General features: G+C 61.4%; 19 protein-coding genes. 11 read left to right on the forward strand and 8 right to left on the reverse strand.

Annotated features, from left to right (window positions below; genetic code table 11):
* Positions 1-15 precede the first annotated feature (15 nt).
* The gene (gene dnaE / locus AC1DD7_RS21875) at positions 16-3573 is read left to right on the forward strand and encodes a DNA polymerase III subunit alpha (protein WP_477516532.1); all 3558 of its coding nucleotides are present in this window, start codon (positions 16-18) and stop codon (positions 3571-3573) included.
* Positions 3574-3603: 30 nt separating this feature from the next.
* Here the strand turns inward: dnaE and AC1DD7_RS21880 are convergent, their stop codons facing one another.
* A complete protein-coding gene (locus AC1DD7_RS21880; RefSeq protein ID WP_416418636.1) occupies positions 3604-4104 on the reverse strand; it encodes a flavin reductase family protein in 501 nt (166 codons plus the stop codon).
* Positions 4105-4219: 115 nt separating this feature from the next.
* On the opposite strand from AC1DD7_RS21880, the gene AC1DD7_RS21885 reads away from it, so the two are divergent.
* From AC1DD7_RS21885 to nrdR, 3 genes are all read left to right on the forward strand, one after another.
* A complete protein-coding gene (locus AC1DD7_RS21885; protein WP_477516533.1) occupies positions 4220-4750 on the forward strand; it encodes a hypothetical protein in 531 nt (176 codons plus the stop codon).
* Positions 4751-4754: 4 nt separating this feature from the next.
* A complete protein-coding gene (hisD, locus tag AC1DD7_RS21890) occupies positions 4755-6128 on the forward strand; it encodes a histidinol dehydrogenase (protein ID WP_477516534.1) in 1374 nt (457 codons plus the stop codon).
* A 197-nt stretch (positions 6129-6325) separates the two neighbouring features.
* A complete protein-coding gene (gene nrdR / locus AC1DD7_RS21895; protein WP_477516535.1) occupies positions 6326-6847 on the forward strand; it encodes a transcriptional regulator NrdR in 522 nt (173 codons plus the stop codon).
* On the opposite strand, the gene AC1DD7_RS21900 is transcribed toward nrdR, so the two are convergent.
* The 3 genes from AC1DD7_RS21900 to map form a co-directional block, all read right to left on the reverse strand.
* Positions 6844-7611, reverse strand: a complete 768-nt coding sequence (locus tag AC1DD7_RS21900) for an SDR family oxidoreductase (RefSeq protein ID WP_477516536.1) — start codon at positions 7609-7611, stop codon at positions 6844-6846. The genes nrdR and AC1DD7_RS21900 overlap by 4 nt on opposite strands.
* A gap of 7 nt (positions 7612-7618) precedes the next feature.
* Positions 7619-8422 (reverse strand): polyphosphate--glucose phosphotransferase, encoded by an 804-nt coding sequence (gene ppgK, locus AC1DD7_RS21905; protein WP_477516548.1) that lies wholly within the window; start codon positions 8420-8422, stop codon positions 7619-7621.
* 72 nt (positions 8423-8494) lie between these two features.
* A complete protein-coding gene (gene map, locus AC1DD7_RS21910) occupies positions 8495-9373 on the reverse strand; it encodes a type I methionyl aminopeptidase (protein ID WP_477516537.1) in 879 nt (292 codons plus the stop codon).
* A 109-nt stretch (positions 9374-9482) separates the two neighbouring features.
* Here map and AC1DD7_RS21915 point away from each other — a divergent pair, with 109 nt between their 5' ends.
* Positions 9483-9647, forward strand: a complete 165-nt coding sequence (locus AC1DD7_RS21915; protein ID WP_477516538.1) for an SPOR domain-containing protein — start codon at positions 9483-9485, stop codon at positions 9645-9647.
* Positions 9648-9662: 15 nt separating this feature from the next.
* Here the strand turns inward: AC1DD7_RS21915 and panB are convergent, their stop codons facing one another.
* Entirely contained in the window at positions 9663-10568 is a 906-nt protein-coding gene (panB, locus tag AC1DD7_RS21920) for a 3-methyl-2-oxobutanoate hydroxymethyltransferase (protein ID WP_477516539.1), read from the reverse strand.
* A gap of 188 nt (positions 10569-10756) precedes the next feature.
* Here panB and AC1DD7_RS21925 point away from each other — a divergent pair, with 188 nt between their 5' ends.
* The 5 genes from AC1DD7_RS21925 to AC1DD7_RS21945 all read left to right on the forward strand — a co-directional run bounded on the left by AC1DD7_RS21925 (position 10757) and on the right by AC1DD7_RS21945 (position 16861).
* Positions 10757-12097: a glutamine synthetase family protein gene (locus tag AC1DD7_RS21925; RefSeq protein ID WP_477516540.1), complete on the forward strand. Its 1341-nt coding sequence runs from the start codon at positions 10757-10759 to the stop codon at positions 12095-12097.
* A 9-nt stretch (positions 12098-12106) separates the two neighbouring features.
* Positions 12107-15118, forward strand: a complete 3012-nt coding sequence (locus AC1DD7_RS21930; protein WP_477516541.1) for a bifunctional [glutamine synthetase] adenylyltransferase/[glutamine synthetase]-adenylyl-L-tyrosine phosphorylase — start codon at positions 12107-12109, stop codon at positions 15116-15118.
* 12 nt (positions 15119-15130) lie between these two features.
* Positions 15131-15715 carry a GNAT family N-acetyltransferase gene (locus AC1DD7_RS21935; RefSeq protein WP_477516542.1) on the forward strand — a complete coding sequence of 195 codons (585 nt, stop codon included), beginning with the start codon at positions 15131-15133 and terminating at the stop codon, positions 15713-15715.
* Positions 15716-15734: 19 nt separating this feature from the next.
* Positions 15735-15935 (forward strand): AsnC family protein, encoded by a 201-nt coding sequence (locus AC1DD7_RS21940; protein WP_477516543.1) that lies wholly within the window; start codon positions 15735-15737, stop codon positions 15933-15935.
* Between the two features lie 572 nt (positions 15936-16507).
* A complete protein-coding gene (locus AC1DD7_RS21945; protein WP_477516544.1) occupies positions 16508-16861 on the forward strand; it encodes a hypothetical protein in 354 nt (117 codons plus the stop codon).
* A gap of 153 nt (positions 16862-17014) precedes the next feature.
* On the opposite strand, the gene glnA is transcribed toward AC1DD7_RS21945, so the two are convergent.
* The gene (glnA, locus tag AC1DD7_RS21950; RefSeq protein ID WP_477516545.1) at positions 17015-18439 is read right to left on the reverse strand and encodes a type I glutamate--ammonia ligase; all 1425 of its coding nucleotides are present in this window, start codon (positions 18437-18439) and stop codon (positions 17015-17017) included.
* Positions 18440-18764: 325 nt separating this feature from the next.
* Between glnA and AC1DD7_RS21955 the strand changes: the two genes are divergently transcribed.
* On the forward strand, positions 18765-19202 hold the full coding sequence (locus AC1DD7_RS21955) for an RDD family protein (RefSeq protein WP_477516546.1): 438 nt from the start codon (positions 18765-18767) through the stop codon (positions 19200-19202).
* 139 nt (positions 19203-19341) lie between these two features.
* Here AC1DD7_RS21955 and AC1DD7_RS21960 read toward each other — a convergent pair whose 3' ends face one another.
* On the reverse strand, positions 19342-20103 hold the full coding sequence (locus tag AC1DD7_RS21960) for a DUF4191 domain-containing protein (protein WP_431119694.1): 762 nt from the start codon (positions 20101-20103) through the stop codon (positions 19342-19344).
* A 113-nt stretch (positions 20104-20216) separates the two neighbouring features.
* Positions 20217-21049, reverse strand: an 833-nt coding sequence (locus tag AC1DD7_RS21965) for a lipoyl synthase (protein ID WP_477516547.1), incomplete at its 5' end; no start/stop codon positions are given.

Here is a 21049-nt window from a genome sequence, read left to right on the forward strand (position 1 = left end):
CGGTAGACTGTCGTGGTGACTTCCAGCAATGATTCGTTCGTCCACCTGCACACCCACACCGAATACTCCATGCTGGATGGAGCGGCCCGCCTGGGTGAGCTGTTCGATGAAACCGAACGCCTGGGGATGCCGGCCCTGGCCACCACTGATCACGGCTACCTCTTTGGTGCCTTCGATTTTTGGCGCAAGGCCACCGACAAGGGCATCAAACCGATCATCGGCGTCGAGGCCTATGTAACCCCGGGTACCGCCCGCGGGGATAAGGAGCGTGTGCGCTGGGGTGACGAAAGCCAGCGCAAGGACGACGTCTCGGGTGGTGGCTCGTATACCCACATGACGCTCCTGAGCTACAACAACGTGGGCATGCGGAACCTGTTCCGGGCTTCGTCCATTGCTTCATTGGATTCCGTCTTTGGCAAGTGGCCCCGCCTGGACCGGGAATTGCTCAATACGTACTCCGAGGGCCTCATTGCCACTACCGGCTGCCCATCCGGTGAAGTCCAGACCCGCCTTCGGCTTGGCCAGTACCGCGAAGCGCTGGAGGCCGCGGCAGAATTCAGGGACATCTTTGGCGCGGAGAACTATTTCTGCGAACTGATGGACCATGGCCTGGACATTGAACGCCGCGTCACAGGAGACCTCCTGCGCCTGGCCAAGGACCTGAACCTTCCCTTGGTAGCCACGAATGACCTCCACTACACGCACGAGCACGATGCCAAGGCCCACGAGGCACTGCTGGCCATTCAGTCCGGTTCCACGCTCCTTGAGCCCACGTACGATAATGGCGGATCCAGGTTTGCCTTCTCCGGCAGCGGCTACTACCTGAAATCCCCGCAGGAAATGCGTGAGCTTTTCCGCGATCACCCGGATGCATGCGATAACACGCTGCTCATTGCAGAGCGCTGTGAGGTGTCCTTCAACACCGACGCCAACTACATGCCGCGCTTCCCTTGCCCGCCAGGCGAGGACGAAACCTCCTGGCTGGTCAAGGAAGTAGACACCGGCCTTAAGTACCGCTATCCCCAAGGCATTCCGGACAAGGTGCGCAAGCAGGCTGACTACGAACTCGGCGTCATCACTTCCATGGGCTTCCCCGGGTACTTCCTGGTGGTCGCCGACTTCATCAACTGGGCCAAGAACAACGGGATCCGCGTTGGTCCGGGGCGTGGTTCCGGTGCAGGCTCCATGGTGGCCTACGCCATGCGTATTACTGACCTTGATCCGCTCCAGCACGGCCTGATCTTCGAACGCTTCCTCAACCCGGACCGTGTCTCGATGCCTGACTTCGATGTCGACTTCGATGATCGCCGCCGCTCCGAGGTGATTGACTATGTCACCAAGAAGTACGGCGACGAGCGCGTGGCGATGATCGTCACGTATGGAACCATCAAGACCAAGCAGGCGCTCAAGGACTCCTCCCGTGTGCTCGGCTACCCGTTCAGCATGGGCGAGCAGCTGACCAAGGCCCTTCCGCCTGCCGTGATGGCCAAGGACATTCCCTTGGCCGATATTCAGAACCCGGAATCCAAGCGCTACAGCGAAGCAGGAGATTTCCGCCAGCTGATCGCCACCGATCCCGAGGCCGCCAAAGTCTTTGAGACTGCGCTGGGTATTGAGGGACTGAAGCGCCAGTGGGGTGTTCACGCGGCCGGCGTCATCATGTCCTCGGATCCCATCATTGATGTCATCCCTGTCATGCGCCGTTTCCAGGACGGCCAGGTCATCACCCAGTTCGATTACCCGACGTCCGAAGGCCTCGGCCTGATCAAGATGGACTTCCTGGGCCTCCGAAACCTGACGATCATTTCGGATGCCCTGGAAAACATCAAGATGAACCGCGGCGTTGACCTGGACCTGGAAAACCTGGAACTCGACGACGCTGCGTCGTACGAGCTCCTGGCGCGCGGTGACACCCTGGGTGTGTTCCAGCTCGATGGTGGACCCATGCGGTCCCTCCTCAAGCTCATGAAGCCTGACAACTTTGAAGACATCTCGGCCGTCCTGGCGCTATATCGCCCCGGACCCATGGGCGCCAACGCCCACACCGACTACGCCCTGCGCAAAAACGGGATCCAGGAAGTAATTCCCATCCACCCGGAGTTGGAAGAACCGCTCAAGGAAATCCTGGGTGGGACATTCGGCCTGATCGTGTACCAGGAACAGGTTATGGCGGTGGCGCAGAAGCTGGCCGGCTACTCGCTGGGCCAAGCGGACATCCTGCGCCGTGCCATGGGCAAGAAGAAGAAGTCGGAGCTGGACAAGCAGTTCGCCGGGTTCTCCCAAGGCATGCAGGACAACGGCTACTCCATGGCCGCCGTCAAGACGCTCTGGGACATTCTGCTTCCGTTCTCCGACTACGCCTTCAACAAAGCGCACTCGGCCGCCTACGGGGTCATTTCTTACTGGACTGCCTACTTGAAGGCACACTATGCGCCCGAGTACATGGCTGCCCTGCTCACGTCCGTCGGTGATGACAAGGACAAGTCCGCTATCTACCTCAACGAGTGCCGCCGGATGGGCATCACCGTTCTTCCGCCGGATGTCAATGAATCCTCGTTGAACTTCACTCCTGTGGGAACGGACATCCGCTTCGGCATGGGGGCCATCCGAAACGTCGGCGTGAACGTGGTGGAAGCCATGGTCTCTGCGCGGACCACGGAAGGCAGCTACACATCCTTCAAGGACTTCCTAATGAAGGTCCCTGCAGTTGTCTGCAACAAGCGCACCATCGAATCCTTGATCAAGGCTGGTGCCTTCGACTCACTGGGACACCATCGCCGTGCTTTGGCCATGATCCACGAAGAGGCCATCGACTCCGTCATCACCCTCAAGCGCAACGAGGCAATCGGCCAGTTCGATCTCTTCGCCGGCTTCGAGGACCAGGAACCTGAGGCTTCGCTGACCACAGAAATTCCGGACCTCCCGGAATGGGAGAAGAAGGACAAGCTGTCCTTCGAGCGCGACATGCTGGGTCTCTATGTTTCGGACCACCCCTTGCAAGGCTTGGAAGGCGTCCTCAGCCAGCATGCGGAGCAGTCCATTACCTCGATCATCGCCGAGGACGGACCGCACGACGGCGCGATAGTCACCATCGCGGGCATGATCACCTCGTTGAGCCGTAGGATCGCCAAGGCCAGTGGCAACGCCTACGCCCGTGCGGAAATTGAAGACCTGGGCGGCTCCATGGAGGTCATGTTCTTCGGCCAGGTGTACGGGCCCATCGCCTCCGTCCTGGCTGAAGACCTGATCGTGGTGGTCAAGGGTCGCCTGCAGCGCAGGGACGATGGAGCCGTGACGCTGAACTGCATGGAACTCTCGGTACCGGATCTCAGTGAGAGCGTGAACGGACCGGTGGTGATCACCATTCCAACGTTCAAGGCCACCGAGGCAGTGGTTACTGACCTTCGGGATGTGCTGCGGACACATCGGGGCAACTCCGAGGTCCGGCTCAAGCTCATGGGGGACACCAAAGTTGAGGTCATGGGGCTTCCCGTGCATATGCGGGTCAACCCCAGCCCATCGCTCTTTGGCGACCTGAAGGTCCTGTTGGGTCCGGCCTGCCTGGATAATTAGCGCACTGGAAGGCCGGAATCCTGGAGAAGGCTAGATTTCGTAGTCCAGCGGCCTCGGCTGGCTGTAGCCGCCACCGTGATAGAGCAGGGGAGCGCCGTCGTCGCCCACCTGGCCATCCACGACCTCCACGACCACCACAGCGTTGTTTTCAAACGACAACCGCATTTGGATCTTTCCCACCAGCCAACCTGCGACGTCCTTGAGAATGGGGACATCGTACGGACCTGGCTCCCAGTGGTCTCCTTCGAAGCGGTCCCGCGTCTTGGCGAAGCGATCTGCCAGCGCCTGGTTCTCCAGTCCGAGCATGTGCACGCCAATGTAGTTGGCATTGGCGATGGCGGGCCAGGAACTTGAGCTTCGGGCCATGTTGAAGGTGAAACGTGGCGGTTCGGCGGACAGGGATGCAACGGAAGTGGCAGTGAAGCCGAAGGGCTTGCCATTCAGGTTGGCTGTGATGATGGCCACCCCGGCGGCATGGCGGCGAAACATTTCCCTGAACGTCTTTTCGAAACCGGATAGTTCGCTTGCCACGTTGATGAATCTCCTGGAACTGGGGTCGGGGCCGTCTTCCTCTCAGGGTATTCCTCCCTGTGCCCCACTTCTCCATTTTAATGAGCACACGTGAACCTTTGTTAATGTGAGTTCCATGACTGAGCCCACTGTGCACGTTCCCGCGGAAGTCCAGCCCGACGCCGCAACTCGCTGGCGTTCGCGGGACGCCCTGTGGCTTGTCCTGCCTGCGGCAGCGGGGGTGGTCATAGGCATTCTTTGGTGGATCCTGGCGCCGGGCGGAGGAAACCTGGTATCGGGCAACCCCGAACTGGCAAATCCTGCAAACCCTGATTCGTGGTTGCCGCGCGACTTGGTCCTTGCCGGGCTGATGTTGGTGGCCGGGTGTGTCACCGGTCTCATGCTCGACGGAAAGCTCCAGGGGACTGGGATCGGCAGGCGGTTGGCGTTGGCGCTGGCAGGGGGCGCGGCCGGCGCAGCGGTTGCCTGGGTGGTGGGCTTGGTTGCAGCGCAGCTATGGGGTCCCGCTCCGGACCCTTCCCTGGGTGCGGACTACGGTTTCACCCTTCGCTCCTACGCCGTCCTCGTCCTGTGGCCCGGCGCTATCGCCTTCGTGACGTTCGTACTTGCGCTGTTCGGGGTTCTTTCCAGGAAGCCCGTAAAATAGCCGGGTGACCACTTCTTCGGATACCTCCGCCCCTGCCGCTGCATCCTTGAACTTCCGCAGTATCGATTTCCGCGGCCGCCACCTCTCGCTGGCTGAGCTGCGCGCTGCGGTACCCAGGGCGAAGCATCAGACGATGGCAGATGCGGAGCAGAGGGTCCTGGACATTATGGGAGCCGTCCGCAGCCGCGGTTTTGCCGCTCTGACTGAACTTGCAAGGAACTTCGACGGCGTTGAACAGTCCCACCCGCGCGTACCGGCGGAGGCACTGGCCAAGGCCCTGGCTGACATTGATCCCACTGTCCGCGCCGCGCTGGAAGAGTCGATCAGCCGGGCCAGGCAGTTCGCCGATCAGCAGCGTCCAGCCAATGTTGACGTCGCTTTGGCTGATGGCGCGGTTGTCAGCCAGAACTGGATTCCCGTGGGGCGTGTTGGGCTGTATGTCCCGGGTGGTCTCGCGCCCCTGGCCTCCTCCGTGATCATGAACGTTGTTCCGGCCGTGGCTGCAGGTGTCGAATCCATCGCCCTGGCTTCGCCGCCTCAAAAGGACTTCGGCGGCCTCCCGCACCCAACCATCCTTGCGGCGGCAGCGCTGCTGGGAATCGATGAGGTCTACGCAATTGGCGGTGCCCAGGCAATCATTTCGTTTGCCTACGGCATCCCCGGTTCGGAGGGAGTACCTCCTATCGAGCCTGTGGATCTCGTCACGGGGCCTGGCAATATTTTCGTCGCCACTGCCAAGAGGCTGGTGAAGGGAGTCGTTGGCATCGATTCCGAGGCAGGAACTACTGAGATCGCTATCCTGGCCGATTCCACTGCCCAGCCCGCGCTGGTGGCTGCGGATCTCATCAGCCAGGCCGAGCACGATCCCAAAGCCGCCTCTGTCCTGGTGACGGACTCCGCTGACCTGGCGGACGCCGTCGTGGGTGAATTGGCACGCCAAGCAGCCGCCACGAAGCACAGCGTGCGCGTCCTTGAGGCACTCTCCGGTCCGCAATCGGGTGTAGTGCTGGTGGATGACCTGGAACAGGGGATTGCGGTGTGCAATGCCTACGCCGCTGAGCACCTTGAGATCATGACGGCGGACGCACCGGCGGTGGCGGCGCGGATCCGCAACGCAGGCGCCATTTTCGTGGGGGACTACAGTCCCGTGAGCCTTGGCGATTATTGTGCAGGGTCCAATCACGTGCTGCCCACCAGCGGTACCGCTGCCTTCTCCTCGGGACTGAACGTCACCACCTTCCTGCGCGCAGTGCAGGTCATCAATTACAACCGTGCGGCTCTGGAGCAGGTCAGTGGCCACATCGTGAGTTTGGCTGGGGCCGAGGATCTTCCAGGCCATGGGGATGCGGTCAGGATCCGCTTCAGCGGGCGAAGCTGACATGGAAACCACCACACGCTAAACGGGGCCTGACCACAACATATACGGGTCAACACCACTACATGTAGTAATTACAAGCTTGTCATTACAGTGTCATCGAACGTAAACTGGTGCCGGAAGAGAATCTTCCGGCACCTTTGCGTTTTCGGCACCCTGCCGAAAGAACGCGGGCCGGAACTGATCAGGGGAGGCCCAGCGTGTACTGTCCGTTCTGCCGGAATCCTGACTCACGCGTCGTTGACAGCCGCATGGCCGACGACGGAACTTCCATCCGGCGCCGCCGGCAATGCCCTGAGTGCGGGCGACGCTTCACCACGGTGGAAACCACCAGCCTGTCCGTCATCAAGCGTTCAGGAGTCGGAGAGCCGTTCAGCCGCATCAAAGTCATCAGCGGTGTGCGGAAAGCGTGCCAAGGCCGCCCTGTCACCGAAGACGATCTCGCCATGCTGGCGCAGGAAGTCGAGGAGAACATCCGCTCTTCGGGTGCCGCTGAAATCGACGCTCACGAAGTAGGCCTGGCCATTCTCGGTCCGTTGCGGAAACTGGATGAGGTGGCCTACCTGCGGTTCGCGAGCGTCTATCAAGCATTTGAGTCGCTCGAGGACTTCGAATCCGCAATATCCTTGTTACGGCATGAGGCCCAAGCCCAGGCTAAAGCCGGGACGCAAGCCAAAGCCGGGGCCAAGGAAGCTAAAGGCTCCGAGAAAAGCCAGCTCTAGCGGCCGCCGGATACGGGGAGGACTGCTCCAGTAATGTAGCCGGCCTCGCCGGACATTAACCACATCACAGCTGCTGCCACCTCTTCAGGTTCAGCGCCCCGGCCCATGGGAATGGTTGGATTGAGCCGCTCAACGCGGTCGGGCATTCCTGCAGCTGCGTGGAGTCCGGTGTTGGTGCTGCCGGGAGCCACGGCGTTGACACGAATGCCCTGCTTTGCCACTTCCGCTGCCAGGCCCACCGTCAAAACGTCCACGGCACCTTTCGACGCCGCATAGTGAACCCATGTCCCGGGGGAGCCCGCTTTCGTTGCCGTCGAGGAGATGTTGATGATGGAACCACCCGGGCCGCCGTGGTCGGTAGATAGTCTTCGGACTGCTTCCTGGCACATGAAGATCATGCCGGCGACGTTCACATCCATGACGCGCTGCACTGTCTCTACAGGCACGTCGGCCAGCGTTCCAATCAGATTGCCCGTAATAGCCGCATTGTTGATGACCGCTGTTACCGGACCCCAAGCTGCAGCTGCGTCGAACAGACGCCCGACGTCGGCGGGCTGGCTGACGTCGCCCTGCACGGCCACCGCCTTGCCCCCCTGTGCCTGGATGTCCTTCACCACCGCATCAGCACCCTCGGCATCCAGGGAGTAGTTGACCACGACGCCATAGCCGGAACGTGCCGCCGCGTTTGCAACTGCCGCGCCAATTCCGCGGCTGGCGCCCGTTACGATCGCGATTCCAGCTATGGCGTCGTTGTCCACAGTCACTTCGCGGCTACTTGGCGAGTTTGTGGTGCAAAGCGACCTCAAGGGCGGCGCCCACGATGCCGGCGTCGTTCTTCAACTTGGCGGTGACAATGTTGGTGCGCAATTGCAGGTGCGGGAAGTATTCATCCGAGCGCTTGGAGATGCCGCCGCCGATAATGAAAAGTTCGGGGGAGAACAGGAACTCGACGTGCTGCAGGTAGCGGTTGAGCAGGACGCCGTATTCGTCCCAGCTCAAGCCATCGCGTTCGCGGGCCACGGCTGAGGCCTTGGTTTCGGCGTCGAATCCGTCCACCTCAAGGTGGCCGAGCTCGGCGTTGGGAACCAATTGACCGTTGAAGATGAAGGCGGAGCCGATTCCCGTGCCAAGCGTGATGACGAGGACGGTGCCGTCCACGCCCTCGCCGGCGCCATAGCGGGCCTCTGCGAGGCCCGCGGCGTCGGCATCGTTGATGACTTCGACGGGACGGCCCAGACGGTCAGTAAACTTCTTGTCGATGTCGGTGCCCAGCCAGGACTTGTCCACATTTGCGGCAGAGTTGACCACGCCGTGCTGGATGATGCCCGGGAACGTGACACCCACAGGGGAATCAGCGGCAGGGGCGTCGGGGCGGCTGGAAAGTTCTTCGACGATCTCTGCCACAACTTCGGCAACTGCTTCGGGGGTGGCCGGCTGCGGCGTGGGAACCCGGAAGCGTTCGCCGATCAGCTTGCCCTTCTTGAGGTCGACGATGCCGCCTTTGATGCCCGTGCCGCCGATGTCGATTCCGATCAGCGGAGCGTTCTTGTGGGTCTTCTCATCCTTCTTGGACAATGCAATTCCGATCATGGCAGGAGGGGTGGGCATGGCGCAGCCGCCCGGGGCTGCGATGGACCTTCCGGAAAGCTAGGGAAGGGTCAGGATTTCCGCGCCGGTCTCGGTGACCAGCAGGGTGTGCTCGAATTGGGCCGTGCGCTTGTGGTCCCTGGTAACAACCGTCCAGTCGTCGGACCACATATCCCATTCGATCGTGCCAAGGGTCAGCATGGGTTCGATGGTGAAGACCATGCCTGCCTCGATCACGGTGTTGTACGCCGGGGCTGCGTCGTAATGCGGAATGATGAGGCCTGTGTGGAACGCCTCGCCAACACCGTGGCCAGTGAAATCCCGCACCACGCCATAGCCGAAGCGCTTGGCGTAGGACTGGATCGCGCGGCCGATTACGTTGATTTCGCGGCCCGGGGCCACGGCCTTGATGGCCCGGTTGAGCGACTCCTGCGTACGCTCAACCAGCAAACGGGATTCCTCGTCCACGTCGCCAACCAGGAAAGTGTAATTCGTATCTCCATGTACTCCGCCGATGAATGCGGTGATGTCAATGTTCAGGATGTCCCCATCCTGAACCACCGTGGAATCGGGGATGCCGTGGCAGATAACTTCATTGAGGGAAGAGCAGAGGGACTTCGGGAAGCCCCGGTAGCCCAGCGTGGAAGGGTAGGCATTGTGGTCCACAAGGAACTCATGGCCAATCTTGTCCAACTGGTCCGTCGTCACGCCGGGCTGGATGTGCTTGCCAACTTCTACGATGGCCTGGGCAGCAATCCTGCCGGCGATACGGATCTTCTCGATGGTCTCCGCTGACTTCACTTCGGAGCCGGTGAACTTGCTGGGTGCCTTCTTGCCGACGTACTCGGGCCGGGGGATCGACGCCGGGACGGGCCGTTCAGGGCTGATGATTCCCGGAGTGAGCGTGCCGATGGGTGCGGTCGAAGCAAGAGAAGGCATAGATTGATCATATAAGGCACACAAGAGACGCAAGTAACAAAGCGCGGCTGGGCCCACGTGACTGACGCCAACGTTACGCGTTTGAGGGCAAACGGGACGAGGAGGAGACGTGACGGAGTACTGGTACAACGTCAAGACGCATGAGATCGAAGAGGATGCCATGTCCGATTGGACACAGCTGATTGGCCCTTACAAGACCAGGGAAGACGCCGAGCACGCGCTGGAAAAGGTCAAGCAACGCAACGATGCCTGGGACGCCCAGGACGACGACTAGGACGCCCTGACTTAGCTAGAAGGAATGCTCGGGTCCGGGGAATTCCCCGGACCTGACGTCCTCTCCAAAGGCTGCGGCGGCGTCAGTGAGCGTGGTGCGAAGATCTGCATACTGCTTGACGAACTTCGCCATCTTGCCCCCTCTCAGTCCAGCCATGTCTTGCCAGACCAGCACTTGGCCGGTGGTGCTCTTGCCCGCTCCGATGCCTACGGTCGGTACGCGCAACGCGGCATCGACGGCAGCAGCAGTATCCGCGGGCACCATTTCCATGAGGACGCTGAAGGCGCCTGCGTCCTGCAAGGCCACTGCGTCCTCGATCAGCCGCTGGGCGTCATCGCCCCTGCCCTGGACCCGGTAGCCACCCAGGGAATGTTCACTCTGGGGAGTGAAACCAATGTGGGCCATGACAGGAATGCCTGCCTGGACCATGGCCTTCACAGTGTCTGCATAGTAGGCAGAGCCTTCGATTTTGACCGCGTGGGCCAATCCTTCCTTGAGGAAACGGACGCCTGTGGCGACTGCCTGCTCGGTTGAAACCTCGTAGCTGCCAAATGGCAGGTCCGCCAGGACGAGGGCGCGCTTGGCTGAACGGCTTACCGCCCGGCACAGGGGCAGCAGCTCGTCCACAGTGACCGGAAGGCTGGTCTCATTGCCGAAGACGTTGTTCGAGGCGGAGTCGCCCACCAGGAGTACTTCGATGCCTGCTTGGTCGAAGATCTCGGCGGTGTATTGCTCGTAGGCGGTGAGCATGGCGAAGTGCTCGCCGTTGTCCTTGGCCTGCTGAAGGTGATGAATGCGCACCCTGCTGACCTGCTTCTTGGCGCCCCCTGGAGGTGCCTGGACTGACGCCGCGGGGCCGGTGCCATACGGCGCGGGGACTTCGGCGGGCGTGGTGGACTCAGGAAGGTTGCTTGGGGCCATGGATAGAGCCTAAGCCGTGCCGACGACGCCTGCCAGCAGTGTGCCAAGGGTCACTGTTTGTAAACGCTGTGTTACGCGCAGCTACTGCGGCGGCATTCCCACCGAATGCTTAGTAGAGTGAAGTCTGAGCTGCCGTGGCTTCAATGATGGGAACTGCGGCATGGACACCGAACCGGAAAAGAGGCCCTATGGACCGCCAGCAAGAGTTCGTTCTGCGGACGATCGAGGAGCGTGACGTGCGCTTCGTACGCTTGTGGTTCACCGACGTCGTGGGTTCGCTGAAGTCCGTGGCACTTGCGCCTGCTGAAGTCGAAGGTGCCTTCGAAGAGGGCCTGGGATTCGATGGCTCGGCGATCGAGGGCCTCGCGCGGGTTTTTGAGTCGGACATGCTGGCACAGCCGGACCCCTCAACCTTCCAGATCCTGCCTTGGCGCGGTGAGACCGAGCAAACGTCCAGGATGTTCTGCGACATTCTGACACCGGACGGCGAGCCGTCAGCAGCGGATCCCCGCAACGTCCTTAAGCGGACCCTTGCCAAGGCCGCCGATATGGGTTTCACCTGCTACACGCACCCTGAAATCGAGTTTTACTTGCTGAAATCAAAGGAGCTTGGCCCCAACGGCGCGCCGGTCCCGGTTGATGAAGGCGGCTACTTCGACCACGTCCCTGGGGGTGTTGCGCAGGACTTCCGGCGTACCGCGGTGACCATGCTGGAATCGGTGGGTATCTCGGTGGAGTTCAGCCACCACGAGGGCGGCCCGGGCCAAAACGAGATTGACCTGCGTTACGCGGATGCCCTGCAGACTGCGGACAACATCATGACCTTCCGCACGGTCATCAAGGAAGTTGCCCTGCAGCAGGGCACGTATGCCACGTTCATGCCCAAGCCGTTTACGGACCACCCCGGCTCCGGAATGCACACACACTTCTCGCTCTTCGAGGGGGACACCAACGCATTCTTTGAGGCCGGCGCGGAGTTCCAGCTGTCCAAGACGGCCCGCCAATTCATTGCCGGTATCCTCAAGCACGCTCCCGAGTTCACGGCGGTCACCAACCAGTTCGTCAACTCCTATAAGCGGCTCTGGGGCGGCGGCGAAGCACCGAGCTATCTGAGCTGGGGCCACAACAACCGCTCCGCTCTGGTGCGCGTGCCGTTATACAAGCCCGGCAAGGGCCAGTCGGCGCGCATCGAGTACCGCGGCATCGACTCCGCGACCAACCCGTACCTGGCCTATGCCGTCCTTTTGGGTGCCGGTTTGAAGGGTATCGAGGAAGGCTACGAACTTCCGGCAGCTGCCGAGGATGACGTTTGGTCGCTGACCACCGCAGAGCGCAAAGCCATGGGCCACGCTCCGCTGCCGGCCAGCCTCCACGATGCCATCCGTGCCATGGAGGAATCGGAACTGGTGGCCCAGATCCTGGGTGAGCAGGTCTTCGAACACTTCCTGCGCAACAAGCGCGCGGAATGGCAGGACTACCGCCTTCAGGTCACGCCGTACGAGCTGCAGCGCAACCTCGGCATTCTGTAGGCAGGGCCAATGAGCCTTGCACGTCGGCTCATCTCAGCCGGATTCAGTGACCTGGAAAAGGGCGAGCGTTTTCTTGCTGCCCCGGAATTGGAAGGCATCGAACAGGATGCCCTGTTCGCCGGGCTCTCCTTGGCGGCGAGCCCGGATACCGCGTTGCAATCACTTGTCCGGCTGATTGAGAAGAACCCTGGCCTCAAGAAGTTGGCGGGCGCTGACCCGGACACAAGCGAATCCCTGTACCGGCTGTTGGGGGCATCGGAGGCGCTGGGTGAGTTCCTCATGCGCAGGCCGGAGCATCTGGATGTTTTTGACGCCCGGGTCAGCCCGGAGCCACTCCCGGCATCAAGCGAAGAGCTCAGGTCCCTGCTTCTTCGTTCGGTCAAGGCCGAGCCAGGTGCGCAGCGTCCGGTGGCTGGGTTGACGGGGCTTCCGGCGTATGCCGCCTTGCGGACGGCGTATCGCCGCGGGCTAACGGAGCTTGCCATTAAGGATCTCTGCGCTGCGTCGCCGCAGGACTTCATGCCCGCTGTGGGTGCAGAGCTCGCCGATCTCGCCGGTGCCGCCATTGAAGCTGCCCTTGCCGTTTCCCGGGCCGAGGCGGCCGCCCAGTTCGACGCCTCGGAGGTGGCCGACGTCGGGCTCGCAGTCATTGGCATGGGCAAGTGTGGTGCCCGCGAACTTAACTACATTTCCGACGTCGACGTCATTTACGTCATCGAGGCAGAGGACTTGGACGACGCCCGCGCCGCGACCATCGGGACCGCCCTGGCGTCCGGCATCTCGCGGGCGATTTCCTCATCCGCGCCTGAGCCGGGTTTGTGGGAAGTGGACCCCAACCTTCGCCCGGAAGGAAAATCCGGGCCGTTGGTGCGGACCCTCCCCTCACACCTGAGCTACTACGCCCGATGGGCCGAGAGCTGGGAATTCCAGGCGTTGCTGAAGGCCCGTACGATTGCCGGCGACCGGGAACTGGGCCAGCGCTATGAAAAGGCAGTGGAACCACTCGTGTGGGCGTCCGCCGGCCGTGATGGCTTCGTCGAATCCGTCCAGGCCATGAGGCGCCGGGTCACGGACTACATTCCGGCCGCCGAGGAACAGCGGCAGATCAAACTTGGGCGTGGCGGGCTGCGCGACGTCGAATTCACTGTGCAGTTGTTGCAGCTGGTTCACGGCAAATCGGACGAATCTCTTCGCTGCCGCGACACCACCTCGGCCATCGCGGCACTGTCCGCCGGCGGCTACATCGGACGTGCCGATGCGGCCGGTTTCGACAACGCATATCGCTATCTTCGGCTTCTGGAGCACCGGATTCAATTGTTCCAGTTGCGCCGGACCCACCTCATGCCAGTGGCGGAGGATGCGCAGCGGGTGCTGGCGAAGGCTGTCCTGGGGCCTTTCTCGCTTGAACGCCCCCATCCTGACCAGCTGATGGCCACCTGGCAGAAGACCAAGCGGTCCGTTCGGGAACTGCACGAGCGTATTTTCTACCGGCCGCTGCTCAACACCGCGGCGAAACTCAGCAGCGAAGATGCCAAACTGAGCCCGGAAGCAGCCCAGGGCCGTCTTGCCGCCCTCGGCTACCTCGATCCCAAGGGCGCAATGCGTCACATTGAGGCGCTGACTGCCGGTGTAAGCCGACGTGCGGCACTGCAGCGGCAACTGTTGCCCATTCTTCTAGGCTGGCTTGCCGAAGGCGTGGATCCCGACGCCGGGCTCCTGGCGTTCCGAAGGGTCAGCGAAGCGTTGGGCACCACGCACTGGTATCTGGGGATGCTTCGTGATTCCCAAGCGGCAGCCGAACGCCTCTGCCAGGTCCTTGCCAATTCCCGGCTCATTTCGGACCTCCTGGAAGTCTCACCGGAGTCCGTGGCGTGGCTTGGCAGCGACAAGGACCTGGCTCCCATTCCCTTTGAAGCGCAATGGCAGGAAATCCGGTCCAAATTGTCCCGGCACCCGGATCCGGAGAGTGCCATGCGCCTCATCCGGTTGATCCGCCGCCGGGAGATTCTGCGGACCGCGATTGCCGATAGTGCCGGTTTGCTTGACCAGGACGCCGTGGGACTGGCGTTGGCCGAAACAGACCGGGCGGCCGTGCTCGGAGCCCTGCATGTGGCCGAAGGCATCGCTACCCAGTCCGATCCTCTGAAAACCGAGGTTCTGGTGGTGGCGATGGGCCGGCAGGGTGGCCGTGAGATCGGCTACGGCTCAGACGCCGACGTCATGTACGTTCATCGTGCCCGGCCTGGATTCACCGATGAGGAAGCGCAGGAGCAGGCGACGGCGATAGTCGCCAAAGTCTCCAGCCTCCTTACCCAACCGCTCAAGCCCGCCATCATGGCCGAGCGGGTCTTGATGGTGGACGCGGACCTGCGGCCCGAAGGCAAGAACGGCGCCATGGTCCGGTCTTTGGAGTCCTACGCCGAGTACTACCGCCGGTGGTCACTGATATGGGAAGCGCAGGCGCTGCTGCGGGCGCGTCCCATGGCAGGTTCAGACGACCTGGCAGTGGACTTCCTTCAGCTTATTGATCCCATCCGCTACCCGGCTGAGCTCTCCGAACAGGATGTCAGGGAAATCAGGCGCATCAAGGCGCGCGTGGAATCGGAGCGGCTGCCTCGTGGCGCTGATCCGGCCCGGCACGTGAAGCTTGGCCGCGGTGGATTGAGCGATGTTGAATGGCTAGTCCAGCTCATCCAGTTGCAGCATGCGGGCAAGCAGCCTGCATTGCGCACTACGTCCACGTTGGAGGCACTTGCGGCGGCCGAGAACCTTGGGCTTGTAGGCAAGGACGACGCCGGACTCTTGCGGGAGGCGTGGAAGCTCGCCAGCCGCATCCGCTCGGCAAACGTCATCGTGACAGGCCGGGCCTCGGATGTACTTCCATCGTCGCGGAGGGACCTTGAAGCTGTGGCGCGTTGGTGTGGCTACGCGCCCGGGGCCGCAGGGCAGTTCGAGGAGGACTACCTGCGCCTTAGCCGCCGTGCCAGGGCTGTCTTCGAAAAAGAGTTCTACGGTAACTGAGGCCGGCTGGTGATGAGTATCTGGCTTATTCCCCTCAAGCTGCTGGACGATGACGCGCGCGCCATTCAGTTGGGGGCGGTGGCGGAAATGGCGGTGGAGCAAGCGCAGCGTGATTTCGTGGGGGACCCCCTGCGCATGATGCTCATCAGCCTAGAAGAGGAGTCCCGGTTGCCCTATGTGATTGAGTCCGAAGGGGTGGGGGTGGGAGTGCTGACCCTCCAAACCGGGGCCGCGAGCCTTGCGGGGTGGCCGAACGACGATTCGGCGTGGCTTCTCAGGGGATTCCTTATCGACTCGAAATGCCAGGGGCGGGGCCTCGGGACGCTGGCCGCGGGGGCTGCGATAGACGAGGCCCGCAAACTGACGGTCAGGCGGGGTGGCGGCCAGGCCGGCGTCGTGCTTTCTGTCAATGAGCGCAATCCGGCAGGCATTGCAGCCTATGCAAAAGCTGGTTTTGTTGACGCTGGCCGCTACCTTGGTGGCAACTCCGGCCCTCAACGCATCATGTACAAGGCCTTTGAGGATGCCCCCGTTTCGTCCTCGGGGGAACTGTTGTCAACCATAGTTGACGACGATCATCGCGTCAACTATGGTTGACGCCATGGAGGCGGGCAGGATGAAAACACTTGTTGGATCGATGGACGGCATGGGGCCCGCGGAGGCGCTGTATGCCGTAGCTGAACTTCACAAGGAAGTTGGCAGGGCTGAGGCTTCCCTTGTACGCGCAGCCAGGCAGTCCGGTTTGTCGTGGGAGGCAATCGCACTTTGCCTCGGCGTGACCAAGCAGGCGGTTCATAAAAAGTACGGGAAGCAGTAGGACCAGTCCGGCCGACCAGCGACGGGGATCCCTTGGGGTCTGTTCGTCCGGGCATGGTGTCCCTTAGGATTCTCGCGTGACAGTCAGGCGGGATTCGGAGGGGGCACCCTTCTCAGATGCATCGTGCTTCCGGTGTGAGCAGGCAGGGCCGCACTGGTCTTCCCGGCATGGCCGCGGCGACGTCTATGCGTGCCGGCGCTGTTTCGCCACTTTTACTGACGCCGAGTGGCGGCACGATGATGGGGGAGCGCAGGGCCTTTTCGAAACCAAGTAGTTGGCTGTGCCGGAAGGGTAAAAAACGAGTACACACTACTCGTGCCCTGACCTGCCCTGGGTAGGCACCATATTTGCTATGACAACCTATGTGATGGAACAAGCGGCACTGGTTCACCGCTGTCAGTGCTGCGGTGAAGAAACCGATCGGGTGTTTTGCGCGGACTGCGCAGCTCCACAGCAACCTGGAGAAGTCCCGAAAACCAGGCACTAAAGACCAAAGGCAAGGTGCTGGTTCGTCCGTTGGAAAGCCTTATAGACTCGGTTCCGTAACTACTCTCGATGCTTAGGAGAAGTACATGGAATACAACGGAAGTTCGTTTGAGAAGGCTATTCCTGCTGGAGAGCTGGATCGCCGCCACGTGGGTCAATCCATTAGCTTTCAGCCCAACGATTTCACGGTTGTCTTCGGGACGATCGCTGGCATCGCAAGAACTGAGGCGCTTGTCTATTTGTCGCTCGATGGCGTCTCCGGCGGCACGCATTTGAAGGACGAGTACGACCTCCCGATCGATCAGCACGTCTACCTTCAATTGGATCCCCTGAGCACTGCGGAAAAGGGTTTTGCGGATGCCGCGAAGGCCGTCAGGGAGAAGCTGGACGAGTTCGGAAAAAACATCCGGGACCGTGATCAGGGCAAGGAATCCGAATAGATCGAAGTTCGCCACAGCCTTACGGCTTTTGCTGACTCGGGCGGCGGCAGCAAAAAGAAGGCCGGCAACAGGTACAAACCTGTTGCCGGCCTTCTTGACCGGGAACCTCGCTGGGTTCTGTGCAGACTAAACCTCGTTTAGCCGCCGGTGTTGCTAGACGCCGTAGTAGAGCTCGAACTCGTAAGGGTTCGGGCGCAGTGACAGCGGGCGAATCTCATTCTCGTACTTGTATTCAATCCAAGTATCGATCAGGTCCTGGGTGAAGACACCGCCAGCCTGCAGGAACTCGTTGTCCTCGCGCAGGGCCTCGAGGGCTTCTTCCAGGGAACCCGGAGCCTTGGGGATGTCCTTGGCTTCCTCGGCCGGGAGCTCGTAGAGGTCCTTGTCGATGGGAGCCGGGGGCTCGATGCGGTTGCGGATGCCGTCAATGCCGGCCATCAGCTGGGCAGCGAAGGCCAGGTACGGGTTGGACGAGGGGTCCGGAGCGCGGAATTCGATGCGCTTGGCCTTCGGGTTGGTGCCCGTGATGGGGATACGGATACCAGCAGAGCGGTTGCCCTGCGAGTACACCATGTTGACCGGAGCTTCGAATCCCTTGACCAGGCGGCGGTACGAGTTGACCGTCGGGTTGGTGAATGCGAGGACTGCCGAGGAGTGCTTCAGCAGGCCGCCGATGTACCAGCGGGCGGTGTCGGAGAGGCCAGCGTAGCCCTTTTCGTCGTAGAACAGCGGGTCGCCGTTGCTCCAGAGCGACTGGTGGCAGTGCATTCCCGAGCCGTTGTCACCGAAGACCGGCTTCGGCATGAAGGTTACGGACTTGCCCCATGCGTCTGCGGTGTTCTTGATGACGTACTTGAACTTCTGGAGGTCGTCAGCAGCTGCAGTCAGCGTGGTGAACTTGTAGTTGATCTCTGCCTGGCCGGCGGAGCCAACTTCGTGGTGGGAGCGCTCGACCTCGAGGCCGGCCTTGTCCAGTTCAACGCACATGGCGTCGCGGAGGTCAGCCTGCTTGTCGGTGGGGGAAACCGGGAAGTAACCGCCCTTGACGGGGGTCTTGTAGCCGAGGTTTCCGCCCTCTTCCTTGCGGCCGGTGTTCCAGTGGGCTTCTTCAGAGTCGATCTTGTAGAAGCTGCCCTGCGGGGAGGACTGGTACTGGATGTTGTCGAAGACGAAGAACTCGGCCTCGGGGGCAAAGAACGCAGTGTCCGCAATACCGGTGGAAGCCAGGTACGCTTCAGCCTTCTCCGCTACGCCACGGGGGTCGCGGTGGTAGGGGTCGCCCGTACGGGGGTTCACGATGGAGAAGTTCAGCGCAAGCGTCTTCTCAATGCGGAATGTGTCGATGAAAGCCGAGGTCACATCCGGGATGAGCTGCATGTCGGACTCAGCGATGCCCTGGAAGCCGCGGATGGAAGATCCGTCGAAGAGCTGACCGTTCACGAAGAAGTCGAGGTCTACGCTCTTCGCCGGCACGTTAAAGTGCTGCTGGACGCCCGGAAGGTCGGTGAAGCGGATATCGACGAATTTGACGTCTTCGTCTTTGATGAACTTGAGGACTTCGTCCGCAGTCTTGAACATCTATGCTCCTTATGCATATCAAGTAACAGGCCCGGAAGGCCGCGTGAGCCAGCCCATGCCGGAGGCCCGGAGACACAAAAAATTCCCCTTGCCGCGGTGGCTAGCAACTCATACCACCTTAGGGAGATGGGATTTCCCGGGAGTGTCAGTATTGTTTCGGGCAGGTTACAGAATGATCTGTTGTGTAAACGGTAGTCGGCTTTCCGGTGTCAGGTCCACGCGGGTCCAGTGGGCGAACACTTTGGCGCAATATATGCCCAGACGAAGGCACCAAAGGCGGCCTTCGCCGTCGGACTGTCCGTCCGCCAACCGTTAGGCTTGGAGGGTGGTTGATCGAAAAGACATAGGCTCCTGGCTAAGCGGGCCGGACACATCCGGCATCTCCAAATACCCGGGTGAGAGACTCGGCCTTCCTGAGGCCGGACCAGGCTCGATGGCGCGTGCTGGGCGACGAATCCTGGGCATCGTGATCGACTGGACCATTGCACTGGTCATTAGCAACTTCGCATTTGGCGGCAACCAGTGGGCAACGCTCGCAATTTTTGCCGCGGAGCAGATTCTGCTGATCGGCACCCTTGGGTACAGCATCGGCCACAGGATTGCCGGCATTCATGTGGTCCGCTTGGGGGGAGGTCCCGCCGGCCCCCTGGCCGCTGTGGTGCGTACCGTGCTCCTCTGCCTGGTTATCCCTGCAGTCATCTTTGATCCGGATCAGCGTGGACTTCACGATAAAGCCATGAACACCATCCTCATTCGGATGTAGCGTCTTCAGTCCTCACCGGTTGGAACCAACCCCATAGCAAGCAAACACAAATAAAAAAGCATGGACCAATAAAAACCGCCCCTGTCTCCTTCGAGACAGGGGCGGTTTTTCGTGTGGGCAATCAAGCAACTACGGACAATCAGCGTCCGCGTGCAGCCTTGCGGTCCGGGCGAGCCTTGTAGGGGTCGATGCCCTTGGGGATCGGCAGGCGGGTACCAAGGGAGTTGATGCGCTTGGACACAGCGTTGACCTCCACCTTGGTGAGTTCGTTCTTCATCTTGCCCATGGTCTTGGCGAGTTTGTTCAAAGGCACCTGGCCCTCGCCGCGACCGGATTCCAGGACGTGGATGGTGACGTTGGGCAGGATGCGCGTCAGGCGCTTGCGCTCGGCTTCCACCAACGGCTTGACGCGATGCGTGGGACCTTCACTGACCAAAACGACGCCGGGACGACCAATTGCCATGAAGACGGCGTCCTGAGTGCGGGGGTTAACCGCGACAGGCTGGTCCTGCGTGACCCAGCCGCGACGTAGAGTACCCAAGGCCGCACCGGAAGCACCGGGCTGATTCTCGATCTGCGCGAAGGCAGCCTTCTCTGCGCGACGGGAGAGGATGAAAACGGCGGCCAGGAGACCCAGCGGAATACCGATAATGAGGCCGGTAACCCAGTTTTCCAAGAGGTAGCCGACGAGGAAGGCCACGGCAACTACCGCCAGGAAAGCCAGCAGCATGATCCACACAACCTGGGGATCATTGCGCCGCGTCATCTTGAAGACTTCAGCGATCTGCTTCAGCTGGCTCGGCTTCTTGGCCTTGGCTTCCTTGGGCTTGCGCTGGAACAGCCCACGCTTGGGGGCGTCGGCCGAGGGGGTCGATTTGCTGGAATCAGAGGAATTCGCCATAGTGCCTTAATTCTACGTGATGGACGCCGAAGGACCGGACGCCATTACGCTTGGCATCCGGCCCTTCGGTACTGCTTCATGGTATTGCTGGTGAAGTGTTTGCCGACCAGGGGTTAGGCGTGGGCGGCGAGGATGGTGGAGGCTTCCTGGCGGGTGGTGCCGGAGGACTCGATGTGGGCCAGGGCGGCGGGGATTTCCCAGCCCTTCTTGCGCATTGCGGTGGCCCACAGACGTCCGGCCCGGTAGGAGGAGCGCACCAGGGGTCCGGACATGACACCGAGGAAGCCGATTTCTTCGGCCTCGTGCTGGAGGTCCACGAATTCCTGGGGCTTGACCCACCGGTCCACGGGCAGGTGCCGTTCGGAGGGGCGCAGGTACTGGGTGATCGTGATCAGGTCACACCCGGCCGCGTGCAGGTCCCGCAGGGCTTCGGAGATTTCCTGGCGGGTTTCGCCCATGCCCAGGATCAGGTTGGACTTGGTCACCATGCCCAGGTCCCGGCCCTGGGTGATGACATCCAGGGAGCGTTTGTACCGGAACGCCGGGCGGATCCGCTTGAAGATCCTGGGCACGGTCTCGACGTTGTGTGCGAATACCTCGGGCTTGGAATCGCAGATCGCGGCGATGTGTTCGGGTTTGCCGGAGAAGTCCGGGATCAGCAGCTCCACCCCGGTGCCCGGGTTCAGTTCGTGGATCTTGCGGACCGTTTCGGCGTACAGCCAGACGCCTTCATCGGCGAGGTCATCACGGGCCACGCCGGTGACCGTGGCGTAGCGCAGCTGCATCGCCTGAACACTGCGGGCCACCTTGGTGGGTTCGAACATGTCCACCGGGGAGGGTTTGCCGGTATCGATCTGGCAGAAATCACAGCGCCGGGTGCATTCGGACCCGCCGATCAGGAACGTGGCTTCCTTGTCTTCCCAGCACTCGAAAATGTTCGGGCAAC

Source organism: Paenarthrobacter sp. 10L412, from assembly GCF_056395565.1.